Annotated in this window: 12 protein-coding genes; 5 read left to right on the forward strand and 7 right to left on the reverse strand. The window is 71.1% G+C overall.

Annotation, left to right across the window (positions count from 1 at the left end):
- Positions 1–44 precede the first annotated feature (44 nt).
- The 7 genes from LW587_RS02885 to LW587_RS02915 form a co-directional block, all read right to left on the reverse strand.
- On the reverse strand, positions 45–1,724 hold the full coding sequence (locus LW587_RS02885; RefSeq protein WP_232628098.1) for a methyl-accepting chemotaxis protein: 1,680 nt from the start codon (positions 1,722–1,724) through the stop codon (positions 45–47).
- A gap of 51 nt (positions 1,725–1,775) precedes the next feature.
- Positions 1,776–2,318 carry a chemotaxis protein CheW gene (locus tag LW587_RS02890; protein WP_232628099.1) on the reverse strand — a complete coding sequence of 181 codons (543 nt, stop codon included), beginning with the start codon at positions 2,316–2,318 and terminating at the stop codon, positions 1,776–1,778.
- Positions 2,315–3,778 carry a CheR family methyltransferase gene (locus LW587_RS02895; protein ID WP_232628100.1) on the reverse strand — a complete coding sequence of 488 codons (1,464 nt, stop codon included), beginning with the start codon at positions 3,776–3,778 and terminating at the stop codon, positions 2,315–2,317. The genes LW587_RS02890 and LW587_RS02895 overlap by 4 nt, the downstream gene beginning before the upstream one ends.
- Positions 3,779–3,786: 8 nt before the next feature.
- Entirely contained in the window at positions 3,787–4,302 is a 516-nt protein-coding gene (locus LW587_RS02900) for a chemotaxis protein CheW (RefSeq protein WP_232628101.1), read from the reverse strand.
- A gap of 156 nt (positions 4,303–4,458) precedes the next feature.
- Positions 4,459–4,935: a MucR family transcriptional regulator gene (locus tag LW587_RS02905; protein WP_232628102.1), complete on the reverse strand. Its 477-nt coding sequence runs from the start codon at positions 4,933–4,935 to the stop codon at positions 4,459–4,461.
- Between the two features lie 191 nt (positions 4,936–5,126).
- Complete coding sequence (locus tag LW587_RS02910) at positions 5,127–8,282, reverse strand: efflux RND transporter permease subunit (RefSeq protein ID WP_232628103.1); 3,156 nt, start codon at positions 8,280–8,282, stop codon at positions 5,127–5,129.
- Positions 8,283–8,284: 2 nt separating this feature from the next.
- Positions 8,285–9,436 carry an efflux RND transporter periplasmic adaptor subunit gene (locus LW587_RS02915; protein ID WP_442919085.1) on the reverse strand — a complete coding sequence of 384 codons (1,152 nt, stop codon included), beginning with the start codon at positions 9,434–9,436 and terminating at the stop codon, positions 8,285–8,287.
- 416 nt (positions 9,437–9,852) lie between these two features.
- Here LW587_RS02915 and LW587_RS02920 point away from each other — a divergent pair, with 416 nt between their 5' ends.
- From LW587_RS02920 to LW587_RS02940, 5 genes are all read left to right on the forward strand, one after another.
- On the forward strand, positions 9,853–10,245 hold the full coding sequence (locus LW587_RS02920) for a c-type cytochrome (protein ID WP_232628104.1): 393 nt from the start codon (positions 9,853–9,855) through the stop codon (positions 10,243–10,245).
- A gap of 139 nt (positions 10,246–10,384) precedes the next feature.
- Positions 10,385–10,894, forward strand: a complete 510-nt coding sequence (locus tag LW587_RS02925) for a (2Fe-2S)-binding protein (RefSeq protein WP_232628105.1) — start codon at positions 10,385–10,387, stop codon at positions 10,892–10,894.
- The gene (locus tag LW587_RS02930) at positions 10,891–11,946 is read left to right on the forward strand and encodes an FAD binding domain-containing protein (RefSeq protein ID WP_232628106.1); all 1,056 of its coding nucleotides are present in this window, start codon (positions 10,891–10,893) and stop codon (positions 11,944–11,946) included. Before LW587_RS02925 ends, LW587_RS02930 begins: the two co-directional genes overlap by 4 nt.
- Positions 11,939–14,182, forward strand: coding sequence for a xanthine dehydrogenase family protein molybdopterin-binding subunit (locus LW587_RS02935; RefSeq protein WP_232628107.1), 2,244 nt, complete (start codon positions 11,939–11,941; stop codon positions 14,180–14,182). The genes LW587_RS02930 and LW587_RS02935 overlap by 8 nt, the downstream gene beginning before the upstream one ends.
- 37 nt (positions 14,183–14,219) lie before the next feature.
- Positions 14,220–15,023, forward strand: coding sequence for an NAD-dependent epimerase/dehydratase family protein (locus LW587_RS02940; protein WP_232628108.1), 804 nt, complete (start codon positions 14,220–14,222; stop codon positions 15,021–15,023).
- Positions 15,024–15,172 lie beyond the last annotated feature (149 nt).

The raw sequence follows: 15,172 nt of genomic DNA on the forward strand, positions 1-15,172 counted from the left end.
ACGGGGTTTCCCCCGCCCAAGCGAGGCGAGGGGAGGCGCCCTCCTCAGAGACGGTAGCGCTCGGCCAGAGCCATCAGACCCTGCGCGAGTTCGGTGAGGTTGGCGGACGCCGTCTCGACCTCGCGGGTGCCGGCGGCCGTCTGCTGGCTCGCCTGCCGGATGTTCTGGAGGGCGCCCATCACCTGCTCGATGCCGAGCTGCTGCTGGTTCGTCGAGGCGACGATCTGCTGGAAGGTCTGCACGCCTTCCTCCACGCGGGCGGCCATCTCCTCGATGGTGCGCACGGTGGCGTCGGTGCGGGACTTTCCGGTGGCGGCGCGCTTCACCGCTTCCTCGGTCAGCATGACCGACGAATTGATGCCGCGCTGGATCTCCGAGAGGATCATCCGGACCTGCGTCGTCGCCGCCTTGGCCTGATCGGCGAGGAGCTTCATCTCGGAGGCGACGACGGCGAAGCTGCGCCCGCTCTCGCCCGCCGCGGCCGCCTCGATCGCGGCGTTGAGCGCCAGCAGATGCGTGCGCTCGGAGATATCGTTGACCGTGACGATGATCTCGCCGATCGCCTGGGTCTTCTCCGACAGCGCGACGATGTTGCCGGCGACCGCCTCGCCCTGCTCGCGGATCGAGTCCATCGCCTTGGCGGTATCGGTCGCCGCCCGCAGCCCCGAGCGGGCGGTCTGGGCCGCGGCCTGGGCCGACGCGATGACCTCACTCGCCCGCTTCGAGATCTGCGCCCCCGAATGGGTGATCTCGTCGACCGTCGCGGCGGTCTCCTGCACGGCGGCGAACTGCTCCTCGACGCTGGCCGCCTGCTCCTGGGCGGAGGCGCGGATCTCGGCCGCCGCGGCGTTGAGGTCGGTGGTCGCCGCCCGGTTGGTGCGGGCGAGATCGGCCAGCCCCGCCGTCATGCCATTGAGGGTGGCGCTGAGGCGGCCGATCTCGTCCTGTCCGGTGCGGGCGATGCGTCCCGTCAGGTCGCCGGAACCGATGCGCTCGACGAAGCGCATCACCTCCTCCAGCGGACGCACCACGGCGCGGCTGATGAGAATCGTGACGAGAACCGAGAGAATCATCGAGGCGAGGACGGTGAGCGCGATCGACAGGCGGCTCGCCTCGTAGACCTCGCGCACGCTGCGCTGCCCCGCGCTGATCACGCCGTCGAGGGCGATGCGGGCATTGGCGATGCCGCGCAGGAGTCCGTCATGCAGGCGGTTGATCTCCTCGTTACGGGCCTCGACGGTGGCCACGTCCCGGGCGTTGACCGCCTGAAGCTGGACCTCGCTCGCCGCGCGCACCTGCCGGAACCCCTCGGACACCTCGTCGATCACCCCGCCGAGGCGGATCCAGGCGGTGGTCCGGTCGGTCGAGATCGAGGCGGCGCGGTATTCCTTGATCTCCGCCGTGATGACGCTGAGCAGCCGCTCCAGCTCCGTGGCGTTCTGGCGCCAGCTGCCCAGAAACTCGTCCTGCTGGCGCATCGGGGCGGCGTTCTGCGCCTGGGCCAGCACCGAAATCACCGCGTTGCGGCGCACGAGCCCCATGTTGCGCGAGATGTTGCCGAGGTCGTCGAGCTGGCGCAGCACGGCGATGTCCCGGGCCACGATCAGGTCCGTCATGTCGCGCACGGTGGCGATCTGCCGGAGCGCGTAGGCTCCGAGCATCGCCACGATGAGGCTCGCCGCCACGAAGCCGAGGAGAATGCGTTTTCCGATCGAGAGCGACACGGGCGTACGATGGCTCCGGCGGGTCAGAAAGGGGCGGCGGGTTCGGGTGGGTCAGGCGAGGAAGCGGGCCAGCAGAGCCGGCAGGTCGAGGATCGCGAAACCGTCGCGGACATCGCCCGTCCGGTCCGAACCCGGAGGGGCATAGCCGAGAAGCGGCCGGCCTCCCAGAGCCTGCGCCTCCGACGGATCGGAATGCAGCGCCGCCGCCTCGATCTGGGCGATGCCGACCACCCGGTCCACGGCGAGGACGACCGGCGGATCCGGCCCCCGAAGCCGCACGAAATGGCCGCTCGCGCCGCCTGCGCCGTCGAGGCCGAGGCAGGCGGAGAGATCGAGCACGCTGACGATCACACCGGCCGTCGCTGCGATGCCCCGGAATGTCGCGGGCGCCCCGGGCAGGGCCGTGCAGGGCCGCTCCGGCGTCACGCCGGCCACCGCCGCGAGCGGCAGGCCGTAGCGTTCCGGACCGCAGGCGCAGACGAGGAACGCGGTCACCGCCGCCGCGGGCGCCTGGTCGATCGTCCGTCCGGCCAGGGCGGCGGCGCGGGCGTCGAGCAGCGCGGCGGTGCGGACGGAGAGGGCGGTCTCGCTCATGGGGTGGCTCCGGCGATTCCGGCCAGCAGCGCCCGCGCGTTCTCGGCCATGCGTGCGGCGCTCACCCCATCTCCCTCCGGCAGCCCCATCCCGGGCGGCAGTCCTTGCGCGAGGCGCAGCGCGTTGTCGAGGGCACGGGCCGCCTGGGATGGACGTCCGCTCCGGGCCAGGAGCAGGCCGAGCTGGTAATGGGCCATGACGAAGCCCCGGTCGAGGAACAGGGCCCGCCGGAGGGCCTGCTCGGCGTCCGCCTCGCGACCGAGATCGAGCGCGAGCAAGCCCTCGTAGTAGCGCAGGGCCGGGTCGGTGCCATACGCCGCGAGACCCTCCTGGAGAACGCGCCAAGCCTGCGCGGTCTTGCCGGAATCGGCGAGGCTTCGGACGCTGTCGCGCAGGGCGGCGGGCGAGGCGCCGGGCTCGCCGTCATCCGGCCGGTCTCCCTCGATCGACGGCCGCGTGGCCGGAGCCGGCACCACCACCGGGGGCGGCGCCGGGACGACGGGAACCACGGCGGGAGCGGGCACGACCGGAGCGGGGACGAAGGCGGGCGGTGCGGACGAGGGGGCGGTCACCGTCCCGGTCGGGCGGTAGGCGACGGTACCGGGCAGGGCCACCGGCTCCAGCCATTGTCCGAAGGCCGGATTGGGCTCGGCGTGGCCGATCAGCAGCCAGCCGCCGCCTTCGAGCCTTTGACCCAGCGCCCGCACGATGCGGTTCACATGGTCCGCGCTGAAGTAGATCAGCACGTTGCGGCAGAGGATCAGGTCGTAGGCGGCGCCCGGGGCCACGGCCTCGATCAGGGCGAGCAGATTTTGCCGTTCGAACCGGACCATGCGGCGGTAGACGGCGCGCAGGGCGTAACCGCCCCTCGGCTGACCGGGCCGGGCCGGCGTGTTGCGGAACCAGCGGACGCGTTCGGGCTCACCGAGAGTCCGGAGCGCCCAGGGGCCGAACTCGGCCGCGCGGGCGGTGGCGAGGGCGGCCTCGCTGATGTCGGTGCCGAGGATCGTCACCGACCAGTCCGGCAGGGCCTCACCGAGGAGTTCGTGAACGAGGATCGCCAGGGAATAGGGCTCGGCACCAGTGGAGCAGCCCGCGCTCCAGATCCGCAGGGTCCGGGTGGCCCGCCGTGCGGCGATCAGGTCCGGCAGGATCGTGTCGCGCAACGCCTCGAATTGCTCGGCATAGCGGAAGAAGAACGTCTCGCCGATGGTGATCTCGGCTTCCAGCTCCACCCACTCCTCGCGTCCGCCGGGCCCGTCGAGCAGAGCCAGATAGGCCGTGCAGTCGGGCAGCCCGCAGACCTTCAGGCGGCGGCGGACCCGGTCGTGGAGCAGGTCGTCCTTGTCGGCGTAGTAATTGTGCCCGGTTCGGGCGATGACCCGCGCCTTCAGGACCGGGAACCCGGCATCGGCGGCCGCGCCCCCGGCGCGCCGCGTCCGTTCGACCGGCCCCATCACGGCAGGCCTCAGGCCGCCCCCGTCACCGCGAAGTGGGTCAGGCGGGCGCGGGCGCGCTCGGCCAGAGCGTCGAGGCGAACGCGCTCCTCCCGGGAGAGGATGCGGGCCAGCGAGAGAAGATGCACGAGCCTGGACCCTTGCCCAGCCCCTTGCCCAGACCCTTGGGCGAATTCAGCGACGACGCAGCCGTTCAGGCTGCGGTCGGGCGCGACCGGACGCAGGCTCCCCTCCGGAACCCGCACCATGTCCAGGGCCCGGTCGACGAGGAGGCCGAGGCGGCGGTCGCCGGCCAGGACCACGTGGCGATAGGGGTCGCTCGGATCGGTGGCGCGCAGGCCGAACAAGGCCGCCAGATCGACCACCGGCACGGGCGCGCCCCCGAGGTTGAGCAGACCCGCGAGCGGCCCTCCCGCTTCCGGCGGCGCGTGCAGGCGCGGGAGCGGCAGGACCTCGCGGATGTCGGATTGCGGCAGGGCACAGGGAATGCCCGCCACGTCGAGAAGGAGATAGGCCGCGCTCGCCATTGATATCCCGTCTCGGCCGCCCGCCGGGGGGACGGACGAAAGGTTCGCCCATCGTTCCGGACCATAGGGAAGTGAAGCGGCGAAGGACACCAAGGAGCCCTGAGCCGGGCGTCACGATCCCGAGGGGCGCCGCACCGAGGATCGCGCCGCGCCGGGTCAGGCGACCTTCTGGCGGGAACGGGGCTTCGTCTCGGGCTGCGGCTCCTCCGCGCGGGCACCCGGGCGGCCGAGACCGATCGACTTGGCCAGGGCCGAACGCTGCGCGGCGTAGTTCGGCGCGACCATCGGATAGTCGTTCGGCAGGTTGTACCGCTGGCGATAGGAGTACGGATCGAGACCGTGCGTGCCGAGGTGACGCTTCAGCGTCTTGTACGGCTTGCCGTCGATGAAGCTGATGATCGCGTCCGGCGTCACGGACTTGCGGACCTGAGCCGGGGTCGGCTTCTCGACGACCTCCTCAGCCGGCGCCGCGGCAACGGCGGTCCCGCCCAGGCTGGTCAGTGCCACGTGCACGTTGATGATCAAGGCCGGAAGCTCAGATGCAGGCACCGAGTTGTTCGACACATAGGACGAGACGATGTCGCTCGCGAGCTCTACGAAGTCGTTGAACGATTTTTGGTTTTCTTCCGTCATTCTGCTTGTCCGCTCCAGAGGCCCCCGCTCGCGAAGATCATACGCGTCGCGAAATGATGCAAGAGACGATTCTGAAAAACTACGCATGGCTTGTGGGTATTGAGGCCGGAACACTCAAGTCCAATGCCTCCGCCGGAACGTAGAATGGCAAATGTAAGGGAACTCCGCCCGCTCAGTGCGGACGGCCGAGTTCAGACCCCGGCCACCGGTTCGCGCGCCGCCTCCGAAGCCCCGACGCGGCGGAAGCCGCCGTAGCGCAGGGCAAGCGTCGGAAGGATCAGGAGGTTTAGAACCGTCGAACTCGCGAGGCCTCCGAGGATCACCAGAGCCATCGGACCTTCGATCTCGCGGCCCGGCTCGCCCGCGCCGAGCGCCAGCGGAAGCAGGCCGAGGCCGGTGACGAGCGACGTCATCAGGATCGGCACGAGACGATCTGCCGCGCCCGCGATCGCGGTTTCCGGCCCCCATACCTGGCCCTCGACAGTCGTGAGGTGCTCGTAATGCGACATCATCATGATGGTGTTGCGCAATGAAATGCCGAACAGGGTCACGAAGCCGACAATGGAGCCGAGCGAGACGACTGCGCCCGACATCGCCACGGCGATGACGCCGCCGACGAAGGCGAAGGGCAGGTTGACCAGCACCAGAATGAGGTTGCGGGTCGATCCGGTGACGACCGCCAGCAACACCACGATGCCGAGGCCGGCGAGGCCCGAATAGGCGATCAGGTCGCGCCGGGCCCGGGCCTGTGCTTCCGCCGAGCCGGTGAAGCTCACATAGACGCCATCGGGCAGCTTGACCTCGCGGGCGATCTTGCGCTGGGCCGCCTCGACGAAGGAGGCGACGTCCCGCTCCTCGACATTGGACGTGATCGTCTGCACCCGCTGCGCGCCGCGGTGCTGCACGGCGTAGCGTCCTGAGGTCTCGTAGATGTCGGCGACCTGGGAGAGGCGAATGAAGCTGCCGCCCCGCACCCGGATCGGCAGGTCGCCGATCGCGAAGATCCGCGTCCGGGCGGCGCGTTCCAGGATGACGATGACGTTGAACACCGCGTTGCCCTGGTAGGCTTGGCCCACCACGTCGCCCTGATAGGCGGTGCGCACGATCTCCAGCACCTCGACGGCATCGAGGCCCCAATGGCGCAGGTCGCTGGCGCGCAGGGATACGTTGACCTGCGGCAGCCCCGCCGGTGAGGCGAGTTGCACGTCGGCCGCCCCGCGCACTTCGGCGAGTTCGCGGGCGACGTCCCGGGCGGCGGCCTCGATCCGCTCCAGGTCGTTGCCGAAGACATGGACCGCGACCGGTGCGGTGAAGCCCGAGACCGTCTCCTCGATGCGCTCGGTCAGGAAGGTCTTGAGCGAGAAGCTCGCCCCCGGCGTCGCCGCCATCACGGCCCGGATGCCGGCCCCGGCCCGCTCCTGGCCGTCCCCGTCGAGGCCCGGGGTCAGGTCGATGTGGATCTCGCTGTAATGGGTTCCGCCGACATCGTAGCCGGCCTCGGCCCGTCCGACCTGTTGGGCGACCGTGCGCACCCCGGGGACCTGTTTCAGCCGTGCCGTCAGGTGCCGCCCGAGCCGCAGGGATTCCTCGAGCGAGGTCCCCGGGGCAGCGGCCATGTGCAGGATCAGGTGGCCTTCCTTGAGGTCCGGGAGGAAGGCACCGCCGAAGTAGGGCGTGAGCGCACCCGCGCCGAGAACGGCGGCGAGGCCCGCCGCCATCACCATGCGGGGGCGCCGCTCCATGCGGCCGAGCAGCCGGGCATAGGCCGACCGCGAGGCCCGCATCAGCGGCGGATCGCGGGAGGGCAGGTCGCGCCGTCGGGCGAGGAGGAGCATGGAGAGCGCCGGCGTCAGCGTCAGCGCGACTGCGAGGGAGGCCAGCACGGCGAGGATGTAGGCGAGCGCCAGCGGGCCGAACAGGCGGCCGGCGACCCCCGTGAGCGCCAGCACCGGCAGGAAGACCAGCAGAACCGCGACGGTCGCGTAGGTGACCGAGACCCGCACCTCCATCACGGCGTCGAGGACGATCTCGGCACCGGGCCGGGGCAGGGGAATTCGACGGTTCTCCCGCAGGCGCCGGACCACGTTCTCGACGCCGATCACCGCGTCGTCCACCACCTCGCCGATGGCGATGGCGAGCCCGCCCAGCGTCATGGCGTTGAGGCTCTCGCCGAGGGCGGCGAGCACGACCACCGCCGCGAGCAGGGAGAGCGGAATCGCCACCGCACTGACGAGGCTGGTGCGCCAGTCCAGCAGGAACAGGAACAGCACCACGGTCACGAGGACGCCGCCGAGCGCCAGGGCCTGGATCACGTGGCCGTTGGCCACCGCGATGAAGTTCGCCGGGCGGAACAGGTCGGCGCGCAGGGCGATGCCCTCGCGCTCCAGCCCCGGCCGCAGCTCCGCGAGCGCCGCCTCGACGCGGGCGGTGACGTCCACGGTGTTGGCCCCGATCTGCGCGCCGACCATCAGCAACACGCCGGTCTGCCCGTCGATCTGCGCGGCGCTGATCGGCGGCTCGGGAGCGTCGCGCACCTCGGCGACGTCGCCGAGCGTCACGCTGGCGCCGCCCTCGTTCACGAGGACCGTCCGGGCGACTTCCTCCGGGGTCAGCGATTGCCCCTCGGTCTGAAGGGCGATGCGCTGATTGGCGGTGTCCACGAAGCCCGCGCCGCGCACGCCGGTCGCCTTGCGGGCCGCCGCCAGCACATCGTTGAGGCCGAGATTGAACCGCACGAGGTCGTGCGTGCGCACCTGCACCTGGATCGAGCGGAGATCACCGCCGTAGACCAGAACCTCGGCGATGCCGGGCACCGCGAGCAGGCGCAGGCGCAAGCGCCAGTCCGCCACCGTGCGCAGGTCGAGGAGCGAGCGGGTCTGCGAGGTCAGCCCGACGAGGAGCACGGTGCCGGTGGAGGAGGTCAGCGCCGTCATGGCCGGCGGCATCACGCCCTGGGGCAGGCGGCCGGCGACCGCGGCGAGGCGCTCGTTGACGAGTTGGCGCACCCGGTAGATGTCGCTGCCGGTGTCGAACGTGGCGCTCACCACCGACAGGCCCTGGATCGAGTTCGAGCGCAGGGAGGCGACCCCGGGCAAACCGTTGATCGCGCCTTCGATGGTCTGGGTGACGATGACCTCGACCTGCTCCGGGCTCAGGCCCGGCGCCTCGGTCTGCACCGTGACCATCGGCGGGGCGAATTCGGGAAAGACGTCGTACTTGGCCTCGCCCAAGGCCATCGCGCCGTAGACCGCGAGCGCCAGGGCGAGCGCCAGGACCACGCCGGGGAAGCGCACCGCGAAGGCGACCAGGGCGGCCTGGGGCCCAAGATGCGGGGAGGGCGCGGACATGCTCAGTCGTCGTCGTCCATGGGGGCCGGCGACTGCGCCCGCGCCTCCTCCGAGAGGAGCGCCTGGGCCCCTTGCGTGACGATCTCGGTCTCCTCCGCGAGGTCGCCGACCACGAAGGAATCGGCCGACATCGGCGTACCCGGCAGGAGGCGATGGCGGGCGAAGGCCCCGTCGGCCACGGCGCGGTAGAACCACGCTCCGCCCTGCCAGTGCACCACCGCGCCCTCCGGCACGAGGAGGCCGTTGGCGCCCCGGTCGGTGGTGATGAAGGCCAGGGTGCTCATGCCGGGCAGGAGGCCGCTGTCGCCGGCCACGGTATAGAACAGGCTGACGCCCTGGATGCGCTGGTCGGTGCGCGTCGCGGGGGACACGTAGCGCAGGGCCACCCGCTCGCTCTGGGGCGGCACCTCGGCGAAGGCGAGATCGGGCCGGCCCTTCAGCGTCTCGCCGGGCGGCAGCGTGACCTGCACGAGGAACTCGGTGCGCTCGATCAGCCGGGTGACGGCGGAGGAGCGCTCGACGATGGCCCGGCCGATCTCCGGCCCCCATTCTTGCTGGGCGGTCGCCGCCAGGGTGCGAACCTGCGATTGCGCCGCCGAGAGGGCCGCCTGATCGGTCTGATAGGTGCCCTCCGCGGTCTCGACCTGGACCTGGGTGGCGTATTGGCCGAGGCTGCGAGCCCGCTGGAGCGCGCTCTTCGAGACGTCGGCCTTGGCCTGGGCCGTGCGCAGCATCGCCTGGGCGCTGGCATAGGCGTTGGTCAGGTCGGTCACCCGGGCGAGATCCAGCACGCTGCCATAGGCCTGGATCTCGATCCGATGGCGCATCGGCGCCACCCGGGCGGTCTCGACGCCGACCCGGTCCCGCTCCTCGGCATCGAGGCGCACCACCACCCGGCCGCCTTCCAGGGCCGTGCGCTGGACCGGTCCGGCGACGGGGGCATCGCTTCGGGAAAGGGTTGCAGGAGGAGCCGCAGGGGGGGCCGTCCGAGAAGCGGGGGCGCTGCCACCCTGCCATTGCGCCGCCACCCGGCGCAGGCCGTCGAGGTCCGGAAAATGGCCGAGCAAGCGGGGCTCGACCGCGAGCGCAAGGCCGGACAGGGCGACGACCAGCGCGCCGACGAGCCACCGCGTCGAGCTGCCTCGCCCCTTCACCGATCCGCTCCCACCCCGCCGCGCCCGTCCGCTTGATTACCGAAATATCCCATAACTCGATACCTGATTTTCCCGGGTCTTTTATCCCGTCCCGCCTTTCTTCAAGGAGCGTCGAGGATCGGCAGGCCGCCCCGCCGAGCCGGCGCGGCCTGCCGATCCACCGACCCTTCTCGGCGCTCCGGTCGGGCAAGCGGTCCAGTCGCAGTGCAAGACTCGGATTTTGGCGGTGCAATACGCTGTGGTTCTCTCGGATCCTGCCATCACATCTTCGAATAATTCCAACGCACCATGCATCCTTATGAAAGTCTCAAGAGTTGGCCCGCCGCGACCGAACGCCACGGATCGCCGTCAGCCGCGCCCCGCTCGAACGGCCCGAGCCCCGCGGACACTGCAAGAGGCCGATCGGAGGAAGCTCGATGCGCGTGCGGACAATCTGCGCCGGCCTGACACTCAGCGTCGTCCTGGGCACCAGCGCGGCGCTGGCCGATGCCAGCCCGTTTTCAAAGGAGCAAGCGGAGGACGGGCACACCAAGTTCAACAACCACTGCGCCCAGTGTCACCGGCCGAACATGCAGGGTGCACAGGGTCCCGCGCTCGTCGGCGACGGGTTCAAGGAGAAGTGGGCCGGCAAGCCGGTGGCCGAATTGCGCAATTACATTCAGCAGAACATGCCGCAGAACGCACCGGGCTCGCTGCCGGACGACCAGATCGACCCGATCACCGCGTGGATCCTGAGCAAGAACGGCGTCCAGCCGGGTGACAAGCCGTTGAGCAAGGACGCCGCCAGCGCGGCGCAGTTCCCGAAATAGGCGCAGGACAGAGGCCCGGCCGACCCGGCCGGGCCTGATCGATCGTGCCGCAGTGCTTCGGCACCGCACTAGCCGGAGCAACGCTCTGAGCTAGGTGTGGCTGGGCTGATTGAAACGCTTCCAGATTGGGGGCCGACCCATGCCACAGCCCACGAGCCTCTCCCTCGCCTTGAGCGTCAACGGCGAGAGGCGTGTCGTCGCTCTCGACGATCCGCGCGTCACCCTCCTCGACCTTTTGCGGGAGCGCCTCGGCCTGACCGGCTCGAAGAAGGGCTGCGACCGAGGCCAATGCGGCGCCTGTACCGTCCTGGTGAACGGGCGGCGGGTGAATGCCTGCCTCGCTCTGGCGATCAGCCTCGACGGCGCCGAGGTGACGACGATCGAGGGGCTGGCGCAGGGCGACGCATTGCATCCGGTGCAGGCGGCCTTCATCGCCCATGACGGCTTCCAATGCGGCTTCTGCACGCCGGGTCAGATTATGAGCGCGGTCGGCCTGATTGCCGAGGGCCATGCGGGCCAGGATCCCGAGCGGGTGCGCGAGGCGATGAGCGGCAATCTCTGCCGCTGCGGCGCGTATATCGGCATCACCCAGGCCGTGCTCGAGGCGCAGGACCGGATGGCGTCCGAGGAACGGGGAACTGCTGCATGAACCGCTTCGACTACGTCCGCGCCGCCAGCGTCGCCGAGGCGGTCGCAGCGGCCTCCGAGCCGGGCGCCGCCTATCTCGCCGCCGGCACCAACCTCCTCGATCTCATGAAGGGCGGCGTCGCCCGCCCCACCCGTCTCGTGGACGTGACGCATCTGCCCGGCCTCGACCGGATCGAGCCCGTGTCGGACGGCGGGTTCCGGATCGGCGCCCTCGTGCGCAACAGCGACCTCGCCTACGATCCGGATTTCGCGGGCGCGCATCCGTCGGTGGCCGAAGCGCTGCTGTCGGGCGCCTCCGCCCAGTTGCGCAATGCCGCGACCGTGGCCGGCAACCTGATGCAGCGCACCCGCTGCCCCTATTTCTACGACCCCGCCAGCGCCTGCAACAAACGCGAGCCCGGCGCAGGCTGCGAGGCACGGGGCGGCGAGACCCGGCTGCACGCCGTGCTCGGCTGGAGCGAGGCCTGCATCGCCACCCATCCATCCGATTTCTGCGTGCCCCTCGTGGCCCTGGATGCGAGCGTCGAGATCGAAGGCCGGAACGGATCGCGCGCGGTGCCCCTCGAAGCCTTCCATCGCCTGCCGGGCGACACGCCCGAGCGGGAGAGCGTGCTGGCGCCGGGCGACCTGATCGTGGCCCTGACGCTGCCTGCGCAGGCCGCCGGCTTCGCGGGCCATTCCCGCTATCTCAAGATCCGCGACCGCACCTCCTACGCCTTCGCGGTGGTCTCGGCGGCCGCGTCGCTGCGCCTTGAGGGCACGCGGATCGCGGAGGGGCGCCTCGCCCTCGGCGGCCTCGCCCTCAAGCCTTGGCGCGCCCGGGAGGCCGAGGCCGCTCTGGCGGGCGGTGAGACATCCGACGCGACCTTCCGCACAGCCGCCGACGCGGCGCTCGCCGAGGCCAAGCCGTCGGGCGACAACGCCTTCAAGATCGAACTCGCCCGCCGGCTGATCGTGCGGGTGCTGCAACGGGCCGCCGCCGGCACGCCCGCGCGCATGCCGGCGCTGCCCGCCTCCGCCTTCGCCGCTGAGATGGAGCCGCTCCATGCCTGACATCGCCATCGAGCAGGCCCGGCACGGGTCGAGCATCGGCCAGCCGCTGACACGCCGCGACGGCCTGCTCAAGGTCACGGGGGGCGCCACCTTCGCCGCCGACAACCGTCCCGAGGGCATGCTGCACGCGGTGGTCGCCGTGAGCCGCATCGCCCGAGGTCGGGTGGCCCATCTCGATGTGGCGGCGGCGCGCGCCCATCCGGGCGTGGTCGCCGTGATGACCCCCGAGAACGCCCCACGGCTCGCCCTCGACCCGGACGCGAAGGACAATCCCTTCATGTTCAAGCTGGACCTGCTCCAGAGCGACCGGGTCCGCTACGCCCACCAGCCGATCGCGGTGGTGATCGCCGAAACCCTGGAGGCGGCGACCGAGGGGGCCGAGCTGCTGGCGCCCCGCTACGAGACCGAGGCTCCCCGCATCGGCCTCGACGGCCAGACCCCGCACGTGCCGCGAACGGTCGGCGCCGGTGACAAGACCAGTGCCGCGAGAGGTGATGTCGAGGCCGGCCTCGCCGGGGCCGGACGGCGGATCGAGGCGGTCTACGAGACGCCCGCGCAGTATCACAACGCCATGGAGCCCCACGCCATCGTGGCGCAGTGGGACGGCGACCGCCTCACCGTCGACACGCCGAGCCAGGGCATGGCCATGGCGCAGATGCGCCTCGCGGGCCTGTTCGGGATCAGTCCGAAGAACATCCTGGTCCGCTCGCCCTTCCTCGGCGGCGGCTTCGGATCGAAGGGCTTCCTGTCCGGGCCGCAGGTGCTCGGGGTCATGGCGGCAAAGCTCGTCGAACGTCCCGTCAAGCTGGTGCTGCGGCGCGAGCAGATGTTCGGCCCCGTCGGCCACCGCGCCGAGACCCGCCAGACCCTGCGCCTCGGCACCGATGCGGATGGGGCGCTGACGGCCCTCGATCATCACACCCTCACGGCCACCAGCAGCTTCGACGAATTCTACGAGCCGGCGAGCGCCCTGTCGCGCTACCTCTACGCGGCGCCCGCCCTCTCCACGGGGCATTCGGGCGTGCGGGTCGATACCGGCACGCCCCTGTTCATGCGCGCGCCCGGCGAGGCCTCGGGCAGCGCGGCCCTGGAGGCGGCGATCGACGAGATGGCCGAGGCCTGCGGCCTCGACCCGTTGGCGTTCCGGCTGAAGAACTACGCCGAGGCCGAGCCGATCTCCGGCCGGCCCTTCTCCTCGAAGGCCCTGCGCGCCTGCTACGCGGAGGGCGCTGCGCGCTTCGGCTGGGAGCGGCGCTCAGCGGCCCCGCGCTCCATGCGCGACGCGGCCGGGCGGCTGATCGGATGGGGGGTCGGCACCGCCCTGTTCCCGGCCCTGATGATGCAGGCGGAGGCGCGGGCCGAGATCCGCGCCGACGGCACCGGCACCGTCGCTATCGGCGCCCACGATATGGGCCAGGGGGCCTGGACCGCCCTGGCCCAGATCGCCGCCGACGGCCTGGGGATCGATCTCGATCGCCTCGACTTCCGGAGCGGCAGCTCGGACCTGCCGAATGGCGGCATCGCCGGCGGCTCGGCCCACACCGCGACCGCCGGCTCGGCGATCCATGCCGCGGCCGCCGCGGCACTGGCGCAACTCTCCGATCTCGCCACCAACGACGAGCGCTCGCCCCTGTTCGGTGCCGGCAATGCCGGCGTCTACGCCCGCGATGGGCGCCTCGTGCGCCGCGACGACGCGGGCCGCAGCGAGTCCTTCACCGAGATTCTCGAGCGTGCCGGCCGGGGGTCGGTGTCGGCCTCCGGCCAGGGCTCGCCCGATCCGGCGGCGCGGGACTCCTACGCCATGCACGCCCACGGCGCGGTCTTCGCGGAAGTCAGCGTCGATCCCGATCTGGGTCAGATCCGCGTCACGCGGCTTGTGGGCGCCTTCGCGGCGGGCCGCATCGTCAATCCGCGCCTCGTCACGAGCCAGTATTACGGCGGGATGATCTGGGGCGTGTCCTTCGCGCTTCACGAGAACGCCCTGGTCGATCCCCGCACCGGCCGGGTGATGAACGCCAATCTCGGGGAGTACCACGTGCCGGTGAACGCCGACGTGCCGTCCATCGAGGCGATCCTCGTGGAGGAGCACGATCCGCACGTGAACCCGCTCGGCATCAAGGGCGTCGGCGAGATCGGCATCACCGGCACCGCGGGCGCCATTGCCAACGCGGTCTACCATGCGACCGGCCGGCGCGTGCGCTCGATGCCGATCACCCTGGACAAGCTCATCGCCTGATGCGACGCCGCGCCGGCCCGCACGGCGAGGAGGTCCCATGCCGATCCACCACCGCGTCCTGCTCACCGGAGCCGCCGGCGCCCTGGGCACGGAGCTGCGGCGGGATGGGGCGACCTGGGCGAGCCATCTCCGGCTGACCGACCGCATTCCGGTGGCCGACCCCGCGGCGCACGAGGAGGACCGGCCGGCCGATCTCGCCGACGGTCCGGCCCTGCTGGACCTCGCCGAGGGCTGCGACGCGATCGTCCATTTCGGCGGGCAGAGCCGGGAGGGACCCTGGTCGTCCGTCCTCCCGTCCAATGTCGTCGGCACCTACAACGTCTACGAGGCGGCCCGGCAGCGGGGCGTCGGCCGGGTCGTCTACGCCAGCTCGATCCACACAGTCGGCTTCCACGAGCGCACCACCCCGATCGACGCGGCGGCGCCGGTGCGGCCCGACAGCCTCTACGGCGTGAGCAAGACTTTCGGAGAGAGCCTGTCGCGCTACTACTTCGACAAGTTCGGCATCGAGACCGTCTGCCTGCGGATTGGCTCCTGCTTTCCGGAACCGAACGATCGGCGCCACCTGATCACGTGGCTGTCCTACCGCGATCTGCGCCAGCTGGTGTTCAAGGCCCTGGAGGCGGAGCGCGTCGGCCACCTGATCGCAATGCCGACCTCGGATAACGGCCCGTCCTTCTGGGACGATCGGGCCGCGCGCATCCTGGGCTTCCGCCCCGTCGACAGCGCGGCGGCCTTTCGCGACGCGGTTCTCGCCGCGACGCCCCGGGGTGATCCGGACGATCCGGCGGTGCGCTTCCAGGGCGGCAGCTTCTGTACCGCGGGGCCGGTCGACGATTGAGGGTCGTGCGGACAGGCCCGGTCGCTCCGCACCTCCGGCGAAGCGCAACCCTTTCGACGAGGCCTGCTGATTTGGCGGTGCCCCGCGATACGCGGGAGCCAAGCAGACGGATGTGACGATCGTTGCGGCGTTGCTGACGCAGGACGATC

Source organism: Methylobacterium sp. Leaf118, assembly GCF_920984675.1.
GTDB lineage: Bacteria > Pseudomonadota > Alphaproteobacteria > Rhizobiales > Beijerinckiaceae > Methylobacterium.